The organism is Collinsella sp. SGI.178 (genome assembly GCF_050313495.1).
Lineage (GTDB): Bacteria > Actinomycetota > Coriobacteriia > Coriobacteriales > Coriobacteriaceae > Collinsella.
Window position 1 is genome coordinate 26,772 of the sequence record NZ_JBNPLM010000013.1, and the last position, 18,060, is coordinate 44,831.

Sequence of the window (18,060 nt, forward strand, 5' to 3'; positions counted from 1 at the left end):
TGTGTATCACTATTGGAACTTTGGCTGATAGTTTTAGCGCAATGGGGGTTTGGCTGAAGGGACCTTTGGTACCCGCTCGGACACTTTGGCCCTTGGTGAGCGTTTGGCTGATTGCTGCTTTGGGTACTCTTTGGGTTACTTTGGGTTTGTTTGATTTTTAATTGTTGGAGGGCTTGTATGTCGTATTTGGATCTGGCTCGGTCTCGGTATTCTTGTCGTTTGTTTGAGAATCGTTCTGTTGAGCAGGCTGTGGTGGATACCATTGTTGAGGCTGGACGCATTGCTCCTTCTGCTTGCAATAATCATCCAACCCGTGTGATGGTGTTGGATACGCCTGAGCTTCTGGAAAAGGCAGCTGCTTGTCAGCCTCGGTTTGCTCGTGATGGGTCCATCTTTGGCGCTCCGCTCATCTTCCTTATTTGCAGCGTTACCAACGATGCTTGGGTGCGTCCCTATGACCAGATGAACTCCAGCGCTATCGACACCTCGATTGTTTGCGATCAGATGATGATGGAGGCCGAGGAACAAGGCCTGGGAACGTGCTGGGTATGCCATTTTAAGCCCGAGCTAGCCCGCGAGCAGTTCAACCTGCCCGAGGGCGTTTATCCCTACCACATGCTCGTCTGCGGCTATCCCGCCGACCATATCGCCGACCCCGAGCATCGCGAGGCCCGCACCATTCCCCTATCCAATTTCCTCCTCAAGTAGTTTTTTGGCCCATGCCCTAAAATCTACCTTTTACCGCTCAAGCGTTCGCCGAGTTCTGCCCTATCGCACGCAGAGCTCGGCGTTTTGCTTCCCAACCCGTATACAGCTACAAAAAAGGAGCTCGCAAGCGCGAGCTCCTTCTAAGGGGCTAGATTGTAGTTTTAGCGCTAGTCCAGGTCGTCCGCGGCAAAGTTGTCAATCGGGGCGAAGGGGTCGGCCACGGGGACAACCTGATCAGCGACAGGCAGCGGCTCGGCGGCAGGCATGGTCACGGCAGGAGAAGCCGCGGAACCGACCGGCGTAGAAGCCAGCAGATCGGCCGGGAAGGAATTCTGAGCATCGTCCATAAAGTGCTGAATGAGCTTGAGATACTCGGCCTTGAACTCCTCGCGGGAAGCCTTCAGACGGTCAATCTCCTCGAGCTCGGCCTGCTTCTCGGTCAGGGCCTGACGGATGACCTCGCGGGCCTTGGCGTCGGCCTCGTTGCGGATGCGGTCAGCATTCTCGTTAGCGTCGTTGACAATCGCCTCGGCGGTCTGCTGAGCCGCGATGAGAGCGGCGGAAATCTGACGCTCCTGAGCGGAGAAATCGGGAGCGGGAGTGGCGACAGGGGCAGCCTGAGCGGCAGAATCCTGGGCCTGCGCAAGCTGAGCCTGCGTATCGGCAAGCTGCTGCTCGGTGGCGGTCAGGCGACCCTTAAGATCAACGATCTTGGCAAGCATAGCGTCGACCTCGGAGGACAGGGTCTCCAGGAAGACGTCGACCTCGGCGGGATCGTAGCCGCGCTTGGCCTCAGAGAAGGTCTGAGCCTGGATGTCAGCAGGGGTAATAGCCATAACAAGTTCTCCTTTATCATCGCCTTGGCGCTAAGCGCCCGACATAGGTTACTGAGCCAGTCCTATACGAGTATACCTATAAGTAGCTGCAGAATCAGCTTCTGCACCAACTGCAACGCAATAATCGCAACGACCGGTGAAAAATCGATACCGCCCATCGGCGGCATAAACCGGCGAAACAGGTTGAGCCAAGGGCCGCAAACGCTGTCGAGCACCGCCGCGATATCCTGTAGCAAACCACCCTGCTTCATGGGAATCCACGTCATAAAGCAGTAGACCACAATCAACGTGGAATAAAAATTAAACAGCGTGTTGACAAGCTGAACGATGGTGTAGATGTTGATGGGAATCTCCTCGCCTTGTCTTTACTTGAGGTAGCCGTCGGCACGGAGCTTCTTGAGGTCGGAATCCTTGACCTCGCAGCCGGCGGGCAGCACCATAAACACGCGATCGCCCACTTCTTTGACCGAAGCGCCCAGGCCGCAGGCAAAGCCATAGCTAAAGTCCAGGACGCGTTTGGCGACCTCGGTGCGAACGCCCACAAAGATCAGCGCGACAGGCTGCTTGGTACGCACGCGGCGCACGACCGTCTCCACGTCGTCATAGCTCTCCGGACGAAGAACGTAGGCCGGCAACTGAGGCGTGGCGTTGATGATATTGCTCGCATAGGCAGAGGCATCGCTCGGCGTTGAAGCAGGGGCGGGCACAGCGGCCGCGCGGACCCGAGCGTTCTCGGCGTAGCTTGACGGCGTGTCATAGGCGCCGGGACGATAACCGCCCGCAGCGGCATCCTGAGAGCGCGAAGGCGGATTGTACGTCGTAGCGTGACGGGAGTCGTCGCCGATCAGTTGACCGGAACGCGTGTACACAGCAACCGACTCAGCCTCTCCGCGGCGTGTCTGCCCCAGCAGTCCATTGCTCGGTTCATCTTGCGTGTAGAAGCCCTCGCCCGAAGCACCGCTGTAGCCGTTGTTCTGATAGCCGTCGTCATAGCCGTCATCGTAACCGTAGTCATCATCCTGGCCATAACCCTGGTCATAACCCTGCTGGCCGCCTAGGTGCATTTTATTTTTAATTTCGTCAAGGAAACCCATGGTTGTGTCCTCTCACGGTCTAATGCAGGCGCTCTGATAATCAGCGCGCACTTCAGGCTCTTATTTTACTTCAAACTCCGGGCTAAATACTACCCTGCCCAGGCGAACAAGCGTCGAGCCTTCCTCAAGGGCAGGCTCAAAGTCCTCGCTCATGCCGCAAGAAAGCTCAGGCAGACACAGATCGGGGTGTGCCGTCTCCAGCTCATCCCTCAACTCACGCAGCCCGGCAAAGGTTCGGCGCGCCACATCCTTATTCCCCCGGGGCGCCATGGTCATAAGCCCCTGCACGCAAATTCCCTCAAGTTCCGCAAGCTCGCCGGCGGAGGCACGAACCTCATCGGGCGAAAAGCCGCCCTTGGACTCCTCGCCGCTTACATTGACCTCGATCAGCACATGCTGAGGACCGGCAAGCTCGCCCGCCTCAATCTTGCGGACGGCACGGCTCGAGATAGCCTGCGCCAAATGAAGCGACCCCACCGAATGAATCAGCTCGGCCGCACCCAGCACCGCATTGATCTTGTTGGTCTGAAGATTACCGATCATATCGAAGCGCACCTCGGGCAGCTCCGGATGCTCCGCCAGCCCCGTAAGCTTGCGAACAAGCTCCTGCGGACGGTTCTCGGCAAAATGACGATACCCTGCCTGGATGGCGGCAACGGTCTCATCGACGCCAACGGTCTTGGAGACGGCAATCAGACGTGCGGCATTGTGTGGACGGCCCGCGCGATCGAGTGCGGCATAAAAGCGTTCGAGAATCTGCTCGCGGCGAGCGCGCATCACGTTCAAATAATTATCCATTGCCAATCGCCTCCGCTAACAGCCATACAAGTAATCCCATGCTAACGCAAGAGCGCGGCCCTGCATGTGCAAGGCCGCGCTCACTTAGGTATTTACAATCTTTTGACGAACGGAGCTACCCTACTCCTCGTCATCCTCGGTATCGTCCTCGTCCTCGAGGTGCTCGAGCAGGTAGCGAAGACCCTCGCTCACCTCGTTAGCGGGCACCTTGGCAACAAAGCGCGCATCGACAGCGGGCCTCATGATGACGCCCTCGCCCGAAGGTACGCGCATGCTCTCGAGCTCATCCTCGTCCGTACGGGCGATATCGCCGGCGTTCATGCGCTGGCCGGTCAAAAGGAAGGTCAGACGGCAGGCGGCATCGATGGAAATCGAGGCGATGCGATCGAGGTAGCGCGAAACCATGATGGCGCGGCGCAGATCGTCATAGTTGCTGTCGTCGTCCATAAACTCGCCCGCGTCCATGCGGTTGAAGGTACGGAAGAACTTCTCATAGGCCGCATGCACCGGCTCGTCCTCGACGGCCAAGTTGCAGATGATGGACATGTCGTTGGTGACGAGCGCGGAAAGCGACGAGCCCAGCACCTGGTATACGGCTTCGGCCTCGGCCTCAACCGTACCGACGAGCTCCTGGGGCAGCGAGATATCGGCCTTGACCATATGACGCGTGGCACGGCAGATCTGGCGAACCTTATCGGTCATGCGCTGCAGGTTAAAGTCAACGTAGATGATCGTCTGCAGCAAGCGGAAGTCGGAGGCGACCGGCGACTGCGTAGCGATCAGGTTGTAGCACACGGCCTCCAGGTTGGCGCAGCGCGCGTCAATCGAAAGCGTGCGCTTCTTGGTCTTGGTGGCGAGCTTGCGGTCGTCGGTCACATAGGCCTTCACGGCGTCGTGAAGAGCCAGGTCTACAGCCTCGTAGATGCTCAACATCTCGTGACGAGCCTCGACGAGCTGACGGGAAAACAGTTTGCGCATGGTTCACTCCAATCAGTTGGGTGCGGTCATGCCGCCCGCACAGTGAATACGCACCGGACCAGGTCCGATCGGCTTGGGACTAGTCGCACCGATCAGCCAAAGCGGCCGGTGATATAGTCTTCCGTCCGCGAATCCACCGGGCTGGTGAAGATCGCGTCGGTTTGACCATACTCGATGAGCGTGGCGGGCTCGCCGGCAACCTCCTGCAAGAAGAAGGCGGTGTAGTCGCTAATGCGAGCTGCCTGCTGCATTGAATGCGTGACGATGATGATCGTCATCTCGGGCGCCAGCTCGGCCATCAGATCCTCGACCTTGGAGACGGACGTGGGGTCGATGGCGGAGCAGGGCTCGTCCATCAGAAGGACATCGGGCTGCACCGCGAGCACACGCGCGATGCACAGACGCTGCTGCTGACCGCCCGAAAGCGCCAAACCATCCTTGTTGAGCTGATTGGATACCTCTTTCCAGAGGTTGGCGCGCTTGAGCGATTCTTCCACGATGTCATCGAGGTCGCTTTTGCTAGTCACGCCCTGCAGACGAGGGCCAAAAGCAACATTCTCGTAGATGGATTTAGGGAACGGGTTGGGCTGCTGAAAAATCATGCCCACGCGGCGGCGAAGGTCGACCGGGTCGACGCCCTCGGCATAGATATCGTTGCCGTCGAGCGTCATGGTGCCCTCGACGCGCGTGCCCTCGATAAGGTCGTTCATACGGTTGATACAGCGCAAAAACGTCGATTTGCCGCAGCCCGAAGGGCCGATAAACGAGGTAATGGCGTTTTTGGCGATGTTGAGGTCGAGCCCCGTCAGCGCATGAAAGTCACCGTACCAAAAGTTGAAATCCTTGGCCGTGATGGCCGCTTGCTCCAGCGTGGGAGCGGACTGATAGACGGACATGGGACTCCTTAACTAGCGGCGCTTGCGCGACAGATAACGCGCAAACAGGTTGAAGGCCAGAATAATCGCCATCAGCAAAAGCGCGGTGCCGTAGGCTGCGTTCATGTTGATGCCGTCATTGGCAAGCAGATAAAGGTGAACGGTCATGGGGCGACCGGAATCGAGCGGCGAAATAGGCAGGTTAATGGCCTGGCCCATGGTGTAGAGCACCACGGCGGTCTCGCCGATGGCGCGACCGATGGCAAGTACGATGCCGGTGGCGATGCGGCCAAAAGCCGAAGGAAGCACGATCTTGGAGACGACCTGCCACTTGGTGGCACCCAGGCCATATGCGCCCCAACGGATATAGCGCGGAACGGCGCGGATTGCCTCCTCGGTGGTACGCATGACAATGGGCAGCATCAGAAGTGCGAGCGCCAGGGCGGCCGAAACCATCGAAAGACCCAGGCCCATGGCCTCGACAAACAAGGCGTAGCCAAAAAGGCCCATAACAATGGAGGGCACCGAGGCCAGGGCATCGGCAGCATAGCGAATGATGTCGACAACCTTGCCCTGCTTGGCATACTCGGCCAGATAGACCGCAGCCAAGACGGCAACCGGCGTGCAGATGAGCATGGCGAGCGCCGTCACGTAGACGGTCGAGACGATAGTGGGCCAAATGCCGCCCTCGGCGTTTACGCCCTGCGGCCAGCCAAAGATAAAGTCGAGCGAGATGTGCGGCAGACCGTTGATAACTACATAGGCGATGATGGCGACCAGCACCAGCGTGGTGATATAGGCCGCGGCGCGAAACACGCCGAGCATAATCTTGTTGGACAGATCCTTGTTGATGCGGCCCTTCTTACCATGGGAAAGGGCACGCTTGATGCGTTCGCGCGACGAGGTCGTATCGACCGTCGTGTCAACGGAATCGGACATAGCCTACCCCCTCTTCTTCTTGGAAATCAGACGGACGATGCCCACCAATGCGGCGGAAATGATAAACAGGACCACGCCCATGCCAAACAGAGCCGAGCGGTGCAGGCCCGAGGAATAGCTCATGTCGAGCGCGATCTGGCTCGTGAGCGTCGAGATGGGGCTCGAGATGCTGTCCGGGATGACCGGAGCGTTGCCAACGACCATGAGCACGGCCATGGTCTCACCGATGGCACGACCCATGCCCAAGACAATCGCATCGACGATGCCCAACTTGGCTGCAGGCAGCACGACCTTGTAGATGGCCTGCCACTTGGTGGCACCCATGGCATAGGATGCCTCGCGAATGCCCATGGGAATGGAATTGAGGGCATCGATGGTGAGCGTGGTGATGGTGGGAACGATCATGATGGCGAGCACGAACCACGCTGTCAGCGCACCAAAGCCAAGACCGCCGGTCAGCTGCGCGATAAACGGACGGATGATAACCATGCCAAAGAAACCGTAGATGATGGAGGGGATACCCGCCAGCAGGTCGACGGCGGGGCTGATGAGACTGCGCACGCGCTTGCCGGCGATCTCAACCAGATACACGGCCGTGCCCACACCCAGGGGCACACCCATGGCGAGCGCACCGACCGTCACCAGACCAGAGCCCGCCAGCAGCGACATGATGCCGTAGTGGCCCTCGGAGGGCGCCCACGTAAAGCTAAAGAAGTCCGCCAGACCGATGTCGGTAAAGACGGGCAACGCCGAGTACGTGGTAAAGACAAAAATCAGGATGACGGTGACGACCGCCAAGAACGCGCAAGCAAAGAAGATCCACTGCAGCGCCTTCTCTTTGAGATAGGTGCTGCGCGACACCAACGCCAACTCACGCTTTTTGGGCGCCTGAGCCTCTCGCTCAATCTGGGGGGTTTCCTGTGCTTCCATGCTACTCACTCCCCTTTCCGTCGTTGGTGACGGGAATAAAGCCCGCCTCGCGAATCTGCTTGTCCATCTTCTCCGACGTCACATAGTCAATGTAGTCCTGCGCACGCTGCGAAGGCGTACCCTTCACAAAGAAGTAAAGGTCGCGCGAGATGGGGTAGCCGCCACTTGCGACCGTCTTCTCGGATGCCTCGACATGGTTGACCGAAACAGCCTTAACCGAAGTCTTAGCGTTGAGGCTCTCGACAAAACCCAGCGAGATGTAGCCAATAGCACCACGCGAACGGGACACGACATCGCGTACCTGGCCCGTGCCCGAAAGAACGGCAGAGCGACGATCGAACGGCGTGCCGTCCATCACGATGGTACGGAAGGCCTCGCGCGTACCGGACGCCTCATCGCGGTTAATAACCTGAATCTTCAGGTCCTCTCCGCCGACTTCCTTCCAGTTGGTAATCTTACCGGCGTATATGTCGCGAAGCTGCTCGGTCGAGAGGTTGTCGACCGGATTATCGTCATTCACGATGACTGCGATGCCGTCGTGCGCGATTACAATCGGGGTCAGGCCCAGATTCTGCTCGTCGGCATTGAGGCCACGAGACGAGCTGGCGATATCAGCCGTGCCGTTGCTGACGGCCTCGATACCGGCAGAAGAGCCAAGGCCAGAGACGAGCACGTCGGTGCCGGTCTCCTCCTTAAAGCCCTCGGCCGCAATCTCGGCAATGGGAAGGCAGGTGGTCGAGCCGGCCACGGTGATAGAAGACGTGGAAGATCCCGAGGAGCAGGCACACAGCGTAAGCGTGAGCACTGCCGCGCTTAGGACCGATGCGATCTTTCTCATAGCATCACGCCGATCGCAGCATGGCGCCCACAGGTGCCGCCCTCGTTGCGGTAGGAATAAAAGCGGTCGTTCTGACGAACGGTGGAGAGCTTGGTGTCCACAATGCCGTTCGCTTCGACGCCGGCGTCCATCAGCGCCTCGCGAATGGCGGCGGAAAGATCGAGCATACGAGAAGCGGCAGCATCGATGCACGCGAACTCGGAGGCAAAGCGGTCCATAAGTTCTTGGGACACCTCGTACTCGTCACCCAGGATATGGGGCCCAATATAGGCAGAGATGTCGTCTGGCTTGCAGCCAGCCGCCTCGCAGAGCGCTTGGCACGCCTTGGCGGAAATGCGCGCAATCGTGCCCTTCCAGCCAGAATGCACCACGGCAAAGCCGCCGGGAGCCACCAGCACAACGGGAACACAATCGGCAAAGCAAAGCATCACGGGCACCTCATGCGCCGTGCAGACGAGGGCATCGCAGCCCTCGGCAATCTGCTCGCGAATGTTCTCGAGATCATCGGCGCCGTTCGAGGTCACCGTCACGACATTGTCACCGTGTACCTGATTGGGGACAAGCAGGTTGTGCTCGCACTCGGCGGCACCCATGGCCTCGAGTACGCGGCGACGATTTTCTTGAACGGCAAAGGGGTCATCGCCAACATGCGAGCCCAGATTGAGTGAGGAGTACGCATCTTCGGAAACACCGCCAGTGCGTTCGGTGAAGGCAAAGCGGACATCGTGCGTCGCGCCCTCTACCAACGTAACTCCATCATGGTCGACACGCGAAACGTTGTCCGCACGTGCTGCCATACTAAAGCCTCCTAATAACACGAGTATCGCGGCCAAGCCGCAGCAGTCCGTGCCATACGGCTGCCATACTTCTACAAAAGGATACCCGCAGCGGTAGGAACCAAACGTAAGGGGAACGTAAAGAGATTGGAGACTTTCGTTTACAAATGAGAAACAAAACGGGGTGCATCCAAATGGATACACCCCGTGCAGGTCGTTGAGAAAAACGAACTAGAAGCTACCACGCTTAAGGAAGTCGGGAAGCTCAAACTGGTCGTTACCAAAATTGGGAAGCTCCGTACCGCCGACATTGCGGGTCGGGGCAGACTGAGCCGAGCTTGCAGCGGGAGCGGTACGCTGAGGCTCGACAACGGAAGCCTTGCTCTGGGACTGCTGGGCAGCGAAGAGCTCGTCCTGACGGTTGACATTAGAGTCGGAGAAGCCCGTAGCGATAACGGTGATGCGCACCTGATCGCCCAGGGACTCGTCGACAACGGTACCGAAGATGATGTTGGCCTCGGGATCGACGGCGTTGGCGACAACGTCGGCAGCGTCGCTGATCTCTTGGATGCCCAGATCCTTGGAGCCGGCGATGGAGAGCAGGACGCGCGTAGCACCATCGATAGAGCTCTCGAGCAGCGGGCTGGAAATAGCCTGCTGGGCGGCGTCGACGGCACGGGTGTCCCCAGAAGAAGTACCGATACCCATCATGGCGGTGCCGGCCTGCTTCATGATGGTCTTAACATCAGCGAAGTCCAAGTTGATGATGCCCGGGACGGTGATGAGGTCGGTGATGCCCTGGGTGCCCTGGGAAAGGACGCCATCGGCAATCGCGAAGGCCTCGAGCATGGTGGTCTTCTTCTCGGCGATGTCGAGCAGCTTGTCGTTAGGGATAACGATCATGGTGTCGACGCAATCGGAAAGGGTCTTAATGCCCTCTTCGGCGCTCTTCTTACGCTTGCGGCCCTCGAAGGTGAAGGGCTTGGTCACGACGGCGACGGTCAGCGCACCGACCTCGTTCATCGCGATATCGGCAACGATGGGAGCGGCGCCGGTGCCGGTGCCACCGCCCTCACCGCAGGTGATGAACACCATGTCGGCGCCAGCGAGCGCCTCGGCAATGTCATCGCGGGACTCATCGGCAGCCTTGCGACCAACCTCGGGGTTGGCGCCAGCGCCCAGGCCGCGGGTAAGGTCGGTACCGATGTGGACCTTGATATCGGCATCAGAGATCGCGAGCGCCTGAGCATCGGTGTTGATGGCAACAAACTCGACGCCACGAATGCCCTCTTCGATCATTCGATTGACCGCGTTGGTACCGCCGCCGCCGACGCCGACCACCTTAATGACGGCAAGGTAGTTGTTGATCTCTGTCTCGTGCATGTCGGTCCTCCGAACAAAGGTTATAGCCATAGCATGGGTTGACCCCTGCGCACATTAACCTTCAGGTTGAAAGTAAATGCAAAGGTAAACCGTATTATGTTTGCACATTATGAACGTATCAGTCAAATAATTGACCGTGAAAACCAAACAAACCAGATAAACGGCGTGGTATGGCCCCTCAACAAAGCCACGCACCGACGCTAAGCGGTCGGTGCGTTTCTAAACGTATAGTTGCCGGGAGACCGAACGTTAATGTAGGTTACGCCCTCTACCTGCGACAGAAGCTTGGTCACGACGCGTTCCTTCTTGGCGATATCATCAGAATCGCCCAGCGAGACCTCAACGCCATTATCAAGATTCGCCGAGATGGCCTCGACCGAAGGTATAGAAATATCCTTGATCTGCGCCAAGAATTCGCCGGAAAAACCACGCACGTAATCCAGGCCCGCTTTAACGGCCTTGGAAGAAACAACCCGCCCCGAGACCGGCTCGACATCAGCCGAGACATCGGTAAGCAGCACGGCCCCGTAGTGCTTGGCCAGCGCCAACGCAGCATCGATACCGCTCAATGTGTTGGCGCCCTCACCCGAAGTGACGACATTTCCCTGGTCGTCCACCTCCACAGAGGTCGAAAGCGGTGCGATCCAGGTGTCATCGTCGCCGATGGCCCAGGCAAGATCGTCGGAACTTATATAAGCGATCGCGGTGACCTTGCGCTCCGTCGGCGTAATGACGAGCGTGTGGGGAAACTGCCGTTGAACGTCCACGCCCGAAACCCACGGGTTCTGCTTGAGATCTTCGGTAATCTGGTCGGGATTTACGTTGAAGAGCGATGTGTTCTCGGGCAGACTGATCAGCTGCATGGCATCGTGCTTGGTCACATGCTCGCTGCCCTCGATCTGAATATCGGTAGCGGCAAACAGGCCGGAATTGATAACGACGATGGCAACGACGGCAAGCACGGCCACAGCCGCCAAGATACCGCCCACGATTTTGCCCTTGCCCTTAACGGCAGAGGCGGCCTCGGACGTCTTACTCGCCATGGCGCCAAGCGACGACAGCGGATTGATACCCTTATTGGTCGCAGGTGCCTTAGTGGCGGGCACCGACGTCAACGAACGCGGCTTGGCAGCGCCCAACGTACGACCGGGATGCGTCGCTTTAGCCCCCAGCGAGGGCTTGGGCGTCACTATGGGCCGAGAGGGCTTGGCACCCATCGCCGACTTAGACGTCACCGAGGGGCGCGGAGCCGGGTGAACCGTCTTTTTTGCGGCAGGGCGTCCACCAAGTTGCGAGCCGACGACCGGACGTTTGGCGGACCGTACGGATCCAGCGGGCTTGGAGGACACAGGGGGCTTGCGTTGAGGCTGGACGGGTGCGCCGGAACGCCCTCCGGCGCGGCGGAAGGTAGGTTTCGATGCTCTAGAAGCCGAGGAATTTGACTTCCGGTCTGAGCTCGATGCCATACGCCTCCCTCACCTTTCCGTGCACATGCCTGATAACCGCGGCCACGTCATCGGCCGAGGCGGTACCGTTATTAACGATAAAATTAGCGTGTACGGGCGAAACTTCCGCACCGCCAACCGAAAAACCCTTTAATCCACAATCCTCAATCAGCTTGCCAACGCTCGCGTCGGGTGGATTGCGAAAGACCGACCCGCAAGAAGCGCGACCCATGGGCTGCGTGCGTTTGCGCCTCGTCAGGTACCGCTCCATACGCTCGCGAATGTCGGCCTTAGGCGCAGGCTTGAGCTTAAGCACGCACTCGAGAATAATCTCGTTACGCGGCAGGCTGCACTCACGGTAGCCCCAGGCAATCTCGGACCCCGCATAATGCTTAATGCCGGATGCCGGGTCAAACGTGACCACATCCTCGACAAGCGAACCTATCCACTCGGTACGCGTACCGGCGTTCATAGATACGGCGCCGCCGACCGAGCCGGGGATGCCAACCGCAAACTCAAGGCCCGAAAGCCCGCGCGACAGGGCATCGTTGACCAAACGTGCGAACATAACGCCTGCGCCAACGGTCAGCGTGCAACCGTCCTCGGCAACAACGGTGCGCTGAAACTCACGCCCCAGCGAAATGACGGCGCCGCGATAGCCCGCATCGGCAACGAGCAGATTAGATCCCTTGCCGATAATGACCCACGGCACCTGCTCACGGTCGAGTACTGCCACGGCACGACGAAGGGCATGATAGCTATGGCACGTCACGAAGAGGTCGGCCTTGCCGCCGATACGATAACTCGTATGACGCGCAAGGCGTTCATCCTCGACTACATCCGTGTCAATCATGCCCGAAAGCGCCATGACGGCGTTAAACAGACCCATAGGGGCTAAGCGTCTTTCTTGGCAGTCAGATACTCGATGAACTCAGGGCCAACGGTCGTAACGTCGCCGGCGCCCATAGTAAGCAGCAGATCGCCCTCACCTACCATCTTCTCGAGCTCACGATTGAGCTCGAGACGGCTGGAGCAGTACACGACCTCCTTGCCAGGGTGCTTGGCGCGCACAGTATCAGCGAGCATCTTGGAGGTTACGCCCGGAATCGGCATCTCGCCGGCAGAGAACACATCGATGAGCAGCAGCTTATCGGCATTGGCGAAGGCATCGGCAAAGTCATCGCACAGCGCCTGCAAACGCGAATAGCGGTGCGGCTGGAACACGACGTCAACATGCTTATAGCCCAGCGACGAGGCGGCGGCAAGCGTCGCCTTGATCTCGGTGGGGTGATGGCCGTAGTCATCGACCACGGTGATGCCGTCAATATCGCCCACATGGGTAAAGCGGCGGCGGACGCCCTCAAAGCTCGAAAGCGCCTCGGCTGCGGCATCGACGTCGAGACCCAGGACATGGGCAACGGTTAGCACTGCCGTGGCGTTGAGCATGTTGTGGCGACCGGGGTTGCTCTTGATCTCGACAGCATGCTCGGTCCCATCCTCAAAGCGAACGATAAAGTCGCTCTGAATGCCCTTGACATCCGGATGCACGCAGACGACGTCGTTGGTTTCGGCAAAGCCATAGGAAAGCACGTGGCGACCCGTCGACTTGGCGAGTTCGACCAGATGCGGGTCCTCACCGCAAACGATGACGGTACCGCCCTCTCCAACCAGGCCCATAAACTTGGCAAAGGTGGCCTCGATCTCCTCGATGCCCGAGTAGTGGTCGAGATGGTCGGCCTCGACGTTGGTCACGATGACCACGTTGGGGTTCAGGAACAGGAACGAGCTGTCGGACTCATCGGCCTCGGCGACAAAGTAGTCACCCGAGCCGTTCTTTCCGTTGGTATCGTAACCCTCGACGATACCGCCGATCAAAAAGCTGGGATCCAGACCCATGCGGTCGAGCATAGTGGCACACATCGAGGACGTCGTGGTCTTGCCGTGCGTACCGGCAACAGCGATGGTGGTGTAGCCGTGGCCCAGAGCCGAGAGCATCTTGGCGCGGGGCCACACAGGAATACCGAGCTCGCGAGCACGCACAAGCTCGGGGTTGGACTCGGGAATAGCGGTAGAGACCACGACCACGTCGGGCTTGACCTCATCGATCGTGGCGGCCTCGTGGCCCACATGAACCTTCACGCCAGCACGGGTAAGCTGACGAATGTAGCGCGAGGTCTTAAGGTCGGAACCGGTAACGGCATAGCCACGCTCGTGCAAAACGAGAGCGATGCCGCTCATGCCGGCGCCACCGATACCGATAAAGTGGGCGCTCTTGAACTCGGGCGCGGAGGTTGCAGTCTGGGAATCAGCCATGTGCTCGTGTACTCCTTGCGTAAACACTGCCTGTAACCCGTTAACTGTACCGCACCTACCGCATCCACGCGAGCGCAAGCTCGATATCCCGTCTAACTAACGCAAACCCTCTACCGCATCGGCCAAAAGTGCGGCGGCGCGGTCCTGAGCCAACCCGCGCGCCGCCTGACGCATGGCATCGCGCGCCGCGGCGTCATCGACCAGATGCAGCAGCTCCTCGGCAAACGCCGGAGCATCGATATCGGCATCGGCACAAAGCACGCCGGCACCGGCATCGACCAGATAACGCGCATTGGTCGTCTGGTGGTCGGCCGTGGCATGCGGATACGGCACGAGCACCGAAGGCACGGCGAGGGCGGCAATCTCGGCCACGCTCGAGGCGCCGGAGCGCGAGAGCACCAGGTCAGCTGCAGCTAGCATGTCGCCCATGTTGTCAATGTAGGGCTGGACGCGATAGCGCTTCGTCTCATCGGACGTCAGCGCCAAAGCACGCTCGGTGTCCTCAAAGCCGTCGGCTCCCGTCGAATGCAAAATGTAGAGATTCTCGCGGGTCAGCAGCTCACTCTTGAGCGAGGCTACGCGCTCGTTGAGATGCTGGGCACCGAGCGAACCGCCAAAGACGAGCAGCAGCACAGCGTCCTCGGGCATGCCAAGTGCCTCGCGGCCGCGGGCGCGATCGCCCTCAATGACCGAGCGGCGCAGCGGATTACCGGTCATGAGCACATGCTCGGGGTCGCCCTCGCGCTCAAAGACAGAGCGCGCAGCCGGCACCGAGATGCACACGCGGGCGGCATGGGAACTCATCATCTTATTGGCCAGGCCCGGAACAGAGTTCTGCTCGTGCAGCAGATACGGAACGCCCGCATCCTTGCACCAGCCCAGCAGCGGGACCTCGACGTAGGCACCAAAACCGATGGCAGCATCGGGCTTGCCAACCTTTGAGAAATGGCTGGCGAGCGATCGCTTAGCCTTATTGACGCGCCACAGCGAGCTCAGCGCGGTCCAAGGACGGGAGCGGTCGAAGCCCGTGACCGTGATAGGTACAAAATCAAACCCGGCCTCGGGAACCAAACGACCCTCGAGCTTGTGCGACTGGCCCACGAACACAACATGATGTCCGCGGTCGCGCAACTCCTCAGCCAAGGCAAGCGCAGGGTTGATATGTCCCGCCGTGCCGCCGGCTGCGATAGCAACGGTCATCTTATCGGTCATGAAAATCCCTTCGTACGCGCGGTCCCTGATCGTCGGTGCGCAGACGCGCCGACGGGTCCGAATTCAAATTGATTCGATTATATCCGCCGCCCGAGCTTCGGGGGTTCGGGCGTTGGGGACGCCCCTGCGGAGCCGTTCGCGGGCGCGGACGAGCCGCCGGCTCGGACGCAGAGCCATCCAAGACGGTAAAACCGTTGCGCGAAGGGCGATCGCCGCGCACATGGGGCACGCCGGCGGTGCTCTCGTCCATAACGGCAAAGCTCTCGCGGCGACGGTCGTACTCATCACGACGGGCGCTCTCGTGCGAGACGCGCAAGATCAGCCCCGCAAGCATAAGCGATACGATAATCGACGAACCGCCGTAGCTGATAAACGGCAGCGGCTTACCCGTCATGGGAAACACGTTGAGGATGCCCAGCGCATTGATCAAAAACTGTACCGCGAGAATGACCGCGGAACCCGATGCCATGAGCGCTCCGCGACGGTCCGCAGCCTGTTCGGCAATGCGAAACGCTGAGTAAATCAGCATCGCAAAGACCAGGAAGAGCAGCACGGTCCCGACAAAACCGACCTCCTCGCCGATAATGGCCAGAATATAGTCGTTGTGTGCCTCGGGCAGATACGAATACTTCATGGTGGAGTTACCGATGCCGCGGCCGAACAAGCCGCCCGAAGCAAACGCCATGATGGCAAGCGTTGCCTGATAGCCATCGCCATACTCGTCGGCCCAAGGGTTCAGGGCAACCTGAACACGCACCATGCGGTACGGCTCTGCAACAAGCGCAAACACACTCATGACAATGACGAGAATGATCACGCCGATGATAAACTTGGGGTCTAGGCCCGCAAATAACGCCATACACATGAGGGTCAGCGAGATGATCAAGACGGTGCCATAATCGGGCTGGATAAAGATCAAAAAGAGCGAAATGCCCAAGTAGACGACCATCTTACGAAGGAACTCGTTGATGTTGCCACCGGGCGAAAAGAAACGGTCGAGTATGATGGCCGAATACGCGATGGCAAACGGCTTTAAAAACTCAGACGGCTGGAACTGAATACCGGCGATGTTGAGCCAGCGCGTGGCGCCACGGCTGCCACTGCCGACAAGAAATACCGCAAACAGCAAGAGAATCATGCCGATAAGGAAGATCCTAAGTACATTTTCCCCAAACCAGCTGTCCGGCAAGACGCGAACGATCGCAACCATGGCAAGCACGCCAACCCCGGCAAAGGTAGCCTGTCGAACCAGGAAAAACGTCGCCGAGCCGTTCTCGTGCAATGCCTCGACCGATGACGCCGAGTACACCATCAGCAGCCCAAAGCACACTAAAGTAAACAGGCACGCCATGAATATCAAACGAGGGCGCATGATGCGGGCGGGGACGCCGGCAATATAGCGTTCGCTGAGCGTCTGCCCGCCGCGACCGGAACGCGGCGTACTGCGCTGCGAGGAAGCACGGTCCGAGTCGGGCCTCCTCATACCTTGTCGGGGGCTCTCCTCTCTCACCGGCGGCCCCTATTCCATTTGCGATTTCGCTGCGGCGGCAAGCTGGGCCACGTAGTCCTTAAACACGCGGCCGCGCTCCTCGTAGCCCGAGAACTCATCGAACGAAGAACAGGCGGGAGAAAGCAGGATCACGTCGCCTCGGCTCGACAGCGAACGGGCAACGTCGACGGCGTCGCGCAGGTCGTCAGCCTGAGCGATATCAACGTCACCATCGACATCGGCCTCGTCCATAGCGGCGGTAAAGCGCTCGCGCGCATCGCCAAAGCAGACGACCGATCGCACGTTGTCCATGACAACGCGGGCGAAGGACTCGAGTGGCGTGCCCTTATCGTGACCACCGAGCAGCAAGATCACGTCGTCGTCGGGAAACGCCGTCAGGGCCTTTTCGACCGCATCGGTGTTCGTTGCCTTGGAATCGTTGACGTAGCGCACGCCATCGATCTCGCCACAGGGCTCAACGCGGTGCTCCAGCGGCTGGAATGAGGCCAGGCCGCGACACACACCGTCGACATCGGCACCGACGGCCAGGGCAGCCGTGGCAGCGCACAGGGCATTGATGACATTGTGATGTCCGGAGATTTTGAGCTCGGACGTGGCGATGAGCGGGGTCTCGACGCCCTTCAGGCGAATGACCATCTTGCCATCACGCACAAATGCGGCGTCCTCGCCCGCAGGCTCGTCAAAGGCGACCTTGCAGATGCGACGACCCGGCGTGTAGACATACTCATCGAATTCATGGATACCGGCATCCTCGACGTCGATAACCACAAGGTCATCATCGACCATATTCTCGAAGAGCTTAATCTTGGCGAGCGCATAGTTCTTATGGCTCTTGTGCCAGCCCAGATGGTCGGGGGTGATGTTGAGCAGCACCGCCACACGGGGGTGAAGCTCCTGGGTCGTTGCGATCTGATAGCTCGAAAGTTCAGCTACAAACCACTCGTTATGCGCGCGGTCGTCGATTTCGTTCACCGGAGGCTCACCGATATTACCGACAGCAACGCTCGCCTCGCCCGCTGCCTTAAGCAGGTAGTCGGTCAGCGACGTGGTGGTCGTCTTGCCATTGGTGCCCGTAATGGCGATCCAATTTTGGGGAGACAGGCGGTAGGCAAACTCGGGCTCACCCATGATCTGGACAGCGTGATCGCGGCCAGCCTTAAAGAATGACGAGAACTCCGAGATGCCCGGACACGTCACGCATACATCAAACGCACCCTCGACCTGCTCGGTTCCGTAGACAAACGATGCCCCGCGCGCCTCGAGCGAGCGCGTGGCATCATTGGGCTCGGACGTGCCGCCACCGTACACGGTAACGGTACTCACGCGCTCGGGGTGCGCAAGCGCCCAGCGAGCGACATCTAGACCGGACTTACCTTGGCCCAAGACGAGCAGGCTAAAGGAATCTGCAAGAGGCATGAAAAACCA

At 59.3% G+C, this 18,060-nt stretch carries 18 protein-coding genes; 1 reads left to right on the forward strand and 17 read right to left on the reverse strand.

Translation table 11 applies throughout. The features are described from left to right. Positions 1-177 precede the first annotated feature (177 nt). A complete protein-coding gene (locus ACQRAQ_RS05200; RefSeq protein WP_427794141.1) occupies positions 178-708 on the forward strand; it encodes a nitroreductase family protein in 531 nt (176 codons plus the stop codon). Positions 709-875: 167 nt separating this feature from the next. Here ACQRAQ_RS05200 and ACQRAQ_RS05205 read toward each other — a convergent pair whose 3' ends face one another. The 17 genes from ACQRAQ_RS05205 to murD form a co-directional block, all read right to left on the reverse strand. Next, a complete protein-coding gene (locus ACQRAQ_RS05205; RefSeq protein WP_427794142.1) occupies positions 876-1,544 on the reverse strand; it encodes a DivIVA domain-containing protein in 669 nt (222 codons plus the stop codon). Between the two features lie 62 nt (positions 1,545-1,606). Then, positions 1,607-1,894, reverse strand: coding sequence for a YggT family protein (locus tag ACQRAQ_RS05210; protein ID WP_427727642.1), 288 nt, complete (start codon positions 1,892-1,894; stop codon positions 1,607-1,609). Between the two features lie 15 nt (positions 1,895-1,909). After that, on the reverse strand, positions 1,910-2,638 hold the full coding sequence (gene sepF / locus ACQRAQ_RS05215) for a cell division protein SepF (protein ID WP_154515266.1): 729 nt from the start codon (positions 2,636-2,638) through the stop codon (positions 1,910-1,912). A gap of 60 nt (positions 2,639-2,698) precedes the next feature. Continuing rightward, positions 2,699-3,436, reverse strand: a complete 738-nt coding sequence (locus tag ACQRAQ_RS05220) for a YggS family pyridoxal phosphate-dependent enzyme (RefSeq protein ID WP_427794143.1) — start codon at positions 3,434-3,436, stop codon at positions 2,699-2,701. Between the two features lie 120 nt (positions 3,437-3,556). Then, entirely contained in the window at positions 3,557-4,414 is an 858-nt protein-coding gene (locus ACQRAQ_RS05225) for a phosphate signaling complex PhoU family protein (protein WP_427719211.1), read from the reverse strand. 92 nt (positions 4,415-4,506) lie between these two features. Then, positions 4,507-5,310, reverse strand: coding sequence for a phosphate ABC transporter ATP-binding protein PstB (gene pstB / locus ACQRAQ_RS05230; protein ID WP_089571588.1), 804 nt, complete (start codon positions 5,308-5,310; stop codon positions 4,507-4,509). A gap of 12 nt (positions 5,311-5,322) precedes the next feature. Continuing rightward, positions 5,323-6,228 (reverse strand): phosphate ABC transporter permease PstA, encoded by a 906-nt coding sequence (gene pstA, locus ACQRAQ_RS05235; protein ID WP_427727613.1) that lies wholly within the window; start codon positions 6,226-6,228, stop codon positions 5,323-5,325. A gap of 3 nt (positions 6,229-6,231) precedes the next feature. Further along, positions 6,232-7,158 carry a phosphate ABC transporter permease subunit PstC gene (gene pstC / locus ACQRAQ_RS05240; protein ID WP_427794144.1) on the reverse strand — a complete coding sequence of 309 codons (927 nt, stop codon included), beginning with the start codon at positions 7,156-7,158 and terminating at the stop codon, positions 6,232-6,234. 1 nt (position 7,159) lies between these two features. Further along, complete coding sequence (locus ACQRAQ_RS05245; RefSeq protein WP_154515256.1) at positions 7,160-7,996, reverse strand: phosphate ABC transporter substrate-binding protein; 837 nt, start codon at positions 7,994-7,996, stop codon at positions 7,160-7,162. Continuing rightward, positions 7,993-8,793 (reverse strand): polyphenol oxidase family protein, encoded by an 801-nt coding sequence (locus ACQRAQ_RS05250; protein ID WP_427794145.1) that lies wholly within the window; start codon positions 8,791-8,793, stop codon positions 7,993-7,995. The genes ACQRAQ_RS05245 and ACQRAQ_RS05250 overlap by 4 nt, the downstream gene beginning before the upstream one ends. Positions 8,794-9,003: 210 nt before the next feature. Beyond that, positions 9,004-10,155 (reverse strand): cell division protein FtsZ, encoded by a 1,152-nt coding sequence (ftsZ, locus tag ACQRAQ_RS05255; RefSeq protein WP_427719199.1) that lies wholly within the window; start codon positions 10,153-10,155, stop codon positions 9,004-9,006. 200 nt (positions 10,156-10,355) lie between these two features. After that, entirely contained in the window at positions 10,356-11,390 is a 1,035-nt protein-coding gene (locus ACQRAQ_RS05260) for a cell division protein FtsQ/DivIB (RefSeq protein WP_427794146.1), read from the reverse strand. Between the two features lie 187 nt (positions 11,391-11,577). Further along, positions 11,578-12,489, reverse strand: a complete 912-nt coding sequence (murB, locus tag ACQRAQ_RS05265) for a UDP-N-acetylmuramate dehydrogenase (RefSeq protein WP_154515248.1) — start codon at positions 12,487-12,489, stop codon at positions 11,578-11,580. Positions 12,490-12,494: 5 nt separating this feature from the next. Continuing rightward, complete coding sequence (murC, locus tag ACQRAQ_RS05270) at positions 12,495-13,913, reverse strand: UDP-N-acetylmuramate--L-alanine ligase (RefSeq protein ID WP_427727623.1); 1,419 nt, start codon at positions 13,911-13,913, stop codon at positions 12,495-12,497. Positions 13,914-14,009: 96 nt separating this feature from the next. Beyond that, the gene (murG, locus tag ACQRAQ_RS05275) at positions 14,010-15,125 is read right to left on the reverse strand and encodes an undecaprenyldiphospho-muramoylpentapeptide beta-N-acetylglucosaminyltransferase (RefSeq protein WP_427794147.1); all 1,116 of its coding nucleotides are present in this window, start codon (positions 15,123-15,125) and stop codon (positions 14,010-14,012) included. After that, positions 15,115-16,635 (reverse strand): putative lipid II flippase FtsW, encoded by a 1,521-nt coding sequence (gene ftsW / locus ACQRAQ_RS05280; protein ID WP_427794148.1) that lies wholly within the window; start codon positions 16,633-16,635, stop codon positions 15,115-15,117. Before ftsW ends, murG begins: the two co-directional genes overlap by 11 nt. A 9-nt stretch (positions 16,636-16,644) precedes the next feature. Further along, positions 16,645-18,051: a UDP-N-acetylmuramoyl-L-alanine--D-glutamate ligase gene (murD, locus tag ACQRAQ_RS05285; RefSeq protein ID WP_427794149.1), complete on the reverse strand. Its 1,407-nt coding sequence runs from the start codon at positions 18,049-18,051 to the stop codon at positions 16,645-16,647. Between the last annotated feature and the right edge of the window lie 9 nt (positions 18,052-18,060).

Excerpts from the sequence above, each read along its gene's own strand:
- sepF (WP_154515266.1), bottom strand. The coding sequence starts at position 2,638 with ATGGGTTTCCTTGACGAAATTAAAAATAAAATGCACCTAGGCGGCCAG.
- murC (WP_427727623.1), bottom strand. The coding sequence starts at position 13,913 with ATGGCTGATTCCCAGACTGCAACCTCCGCGCCCGAGTTCAAGAGCGCC.
- ACQRAQ_RS05245 (WP_154515256.1), bottom strand. The coding sequence starts at position 7,996 with ATGAGAAAGATCGCATCGGTCCTAAGCGCGGCAGTGCTCACGCTTACG.
- murD (WP_427794149.1), bottom strand. The coding sequence starts at position 18,051 with ATGCCTCTTGCAGATTCCTTTAGCCTGCTCGTCTTGGGCCAAGGTAAG.
- murB (WP_154515248.1), bottom strand. The coding sequence starts at position 12,489 with ATGGGTCTGTTTAACGCCGTCATGGCGCTTTCGGGCATGATTGACACG.
- pstA (WP_427727613.1), bottom strand. The coding sequence starts at position 6,228 with ATGTCCGATTCCGTTGACACGACGGTCGATACGACCTCGTCGCGCGAA.
- pstB (WP_089571588.1), bottom strand. The coding sequence starts at position 5,310 with ATGTCCGTCTATCAGTCCGCTCCCACGCTGGAGCAAGCGGCCATCACG.
- ACQRAQ_RS05220 (WP_427794143.1), bottom strand. The coding sequence starts at position 3,436 with ATGGATAATTATTTGAACGTGATGCGCGCTCGCCGCGAGCAGATTCTC.
- ACQRAQ_RS05225 (WP_427719211.1), bottom strand. The coding sequence starts at position 4,414 with ATGCGCAAACTGTTTTCCCGTCAGCTCGTCGAGGCTCGTCACGAGATG.
- ftsZ (WP_427719199.1), bottom strand. The coding sequence starts at position 10,155 with ATGCACGAGACAGAGATCAACAACTACCTTGCCGTCATTAAGGTGGTC.
- murG (WP_427794147.1), bottom strand. The coding sequence starts at position 15,125 with ATGACCGATAAGATGACCGTTGCTATCGCAGCCGGCGGCACGGCGGGA.
- ACQRAQ_RS05250 (WP_427794145.1), bottom strand. The coding sequence starts at position 8,793 with ATGGCAGCACGTGCGGACAACGTTTCGCGTGTCGACCATGATGGAGTT.
- ACQRAQ_RS05200 (WP_427794141.1), top strand. The coding sequence starts at position 178 with ATGTCGTATTTGGATCTGGCTCGGTCTCGGTATTCTTGTCGTTTGTTT.
- ACQRAQ_RS05205 (WP_427794142.1), bottom strand. The coding sequence starts at position 1,544 with ATGGCTATTACCCCTGCTGACATCCAGGCTCAGACCTTCTCTGAGGCC.
- pstC (WP_427794144.1), bottom strand. The coding sequence starts at position 7,158 with ATGGAAGCACAGGAAACCCCCCAGATTGAGCGAGAGGCTCAGGCGCCC.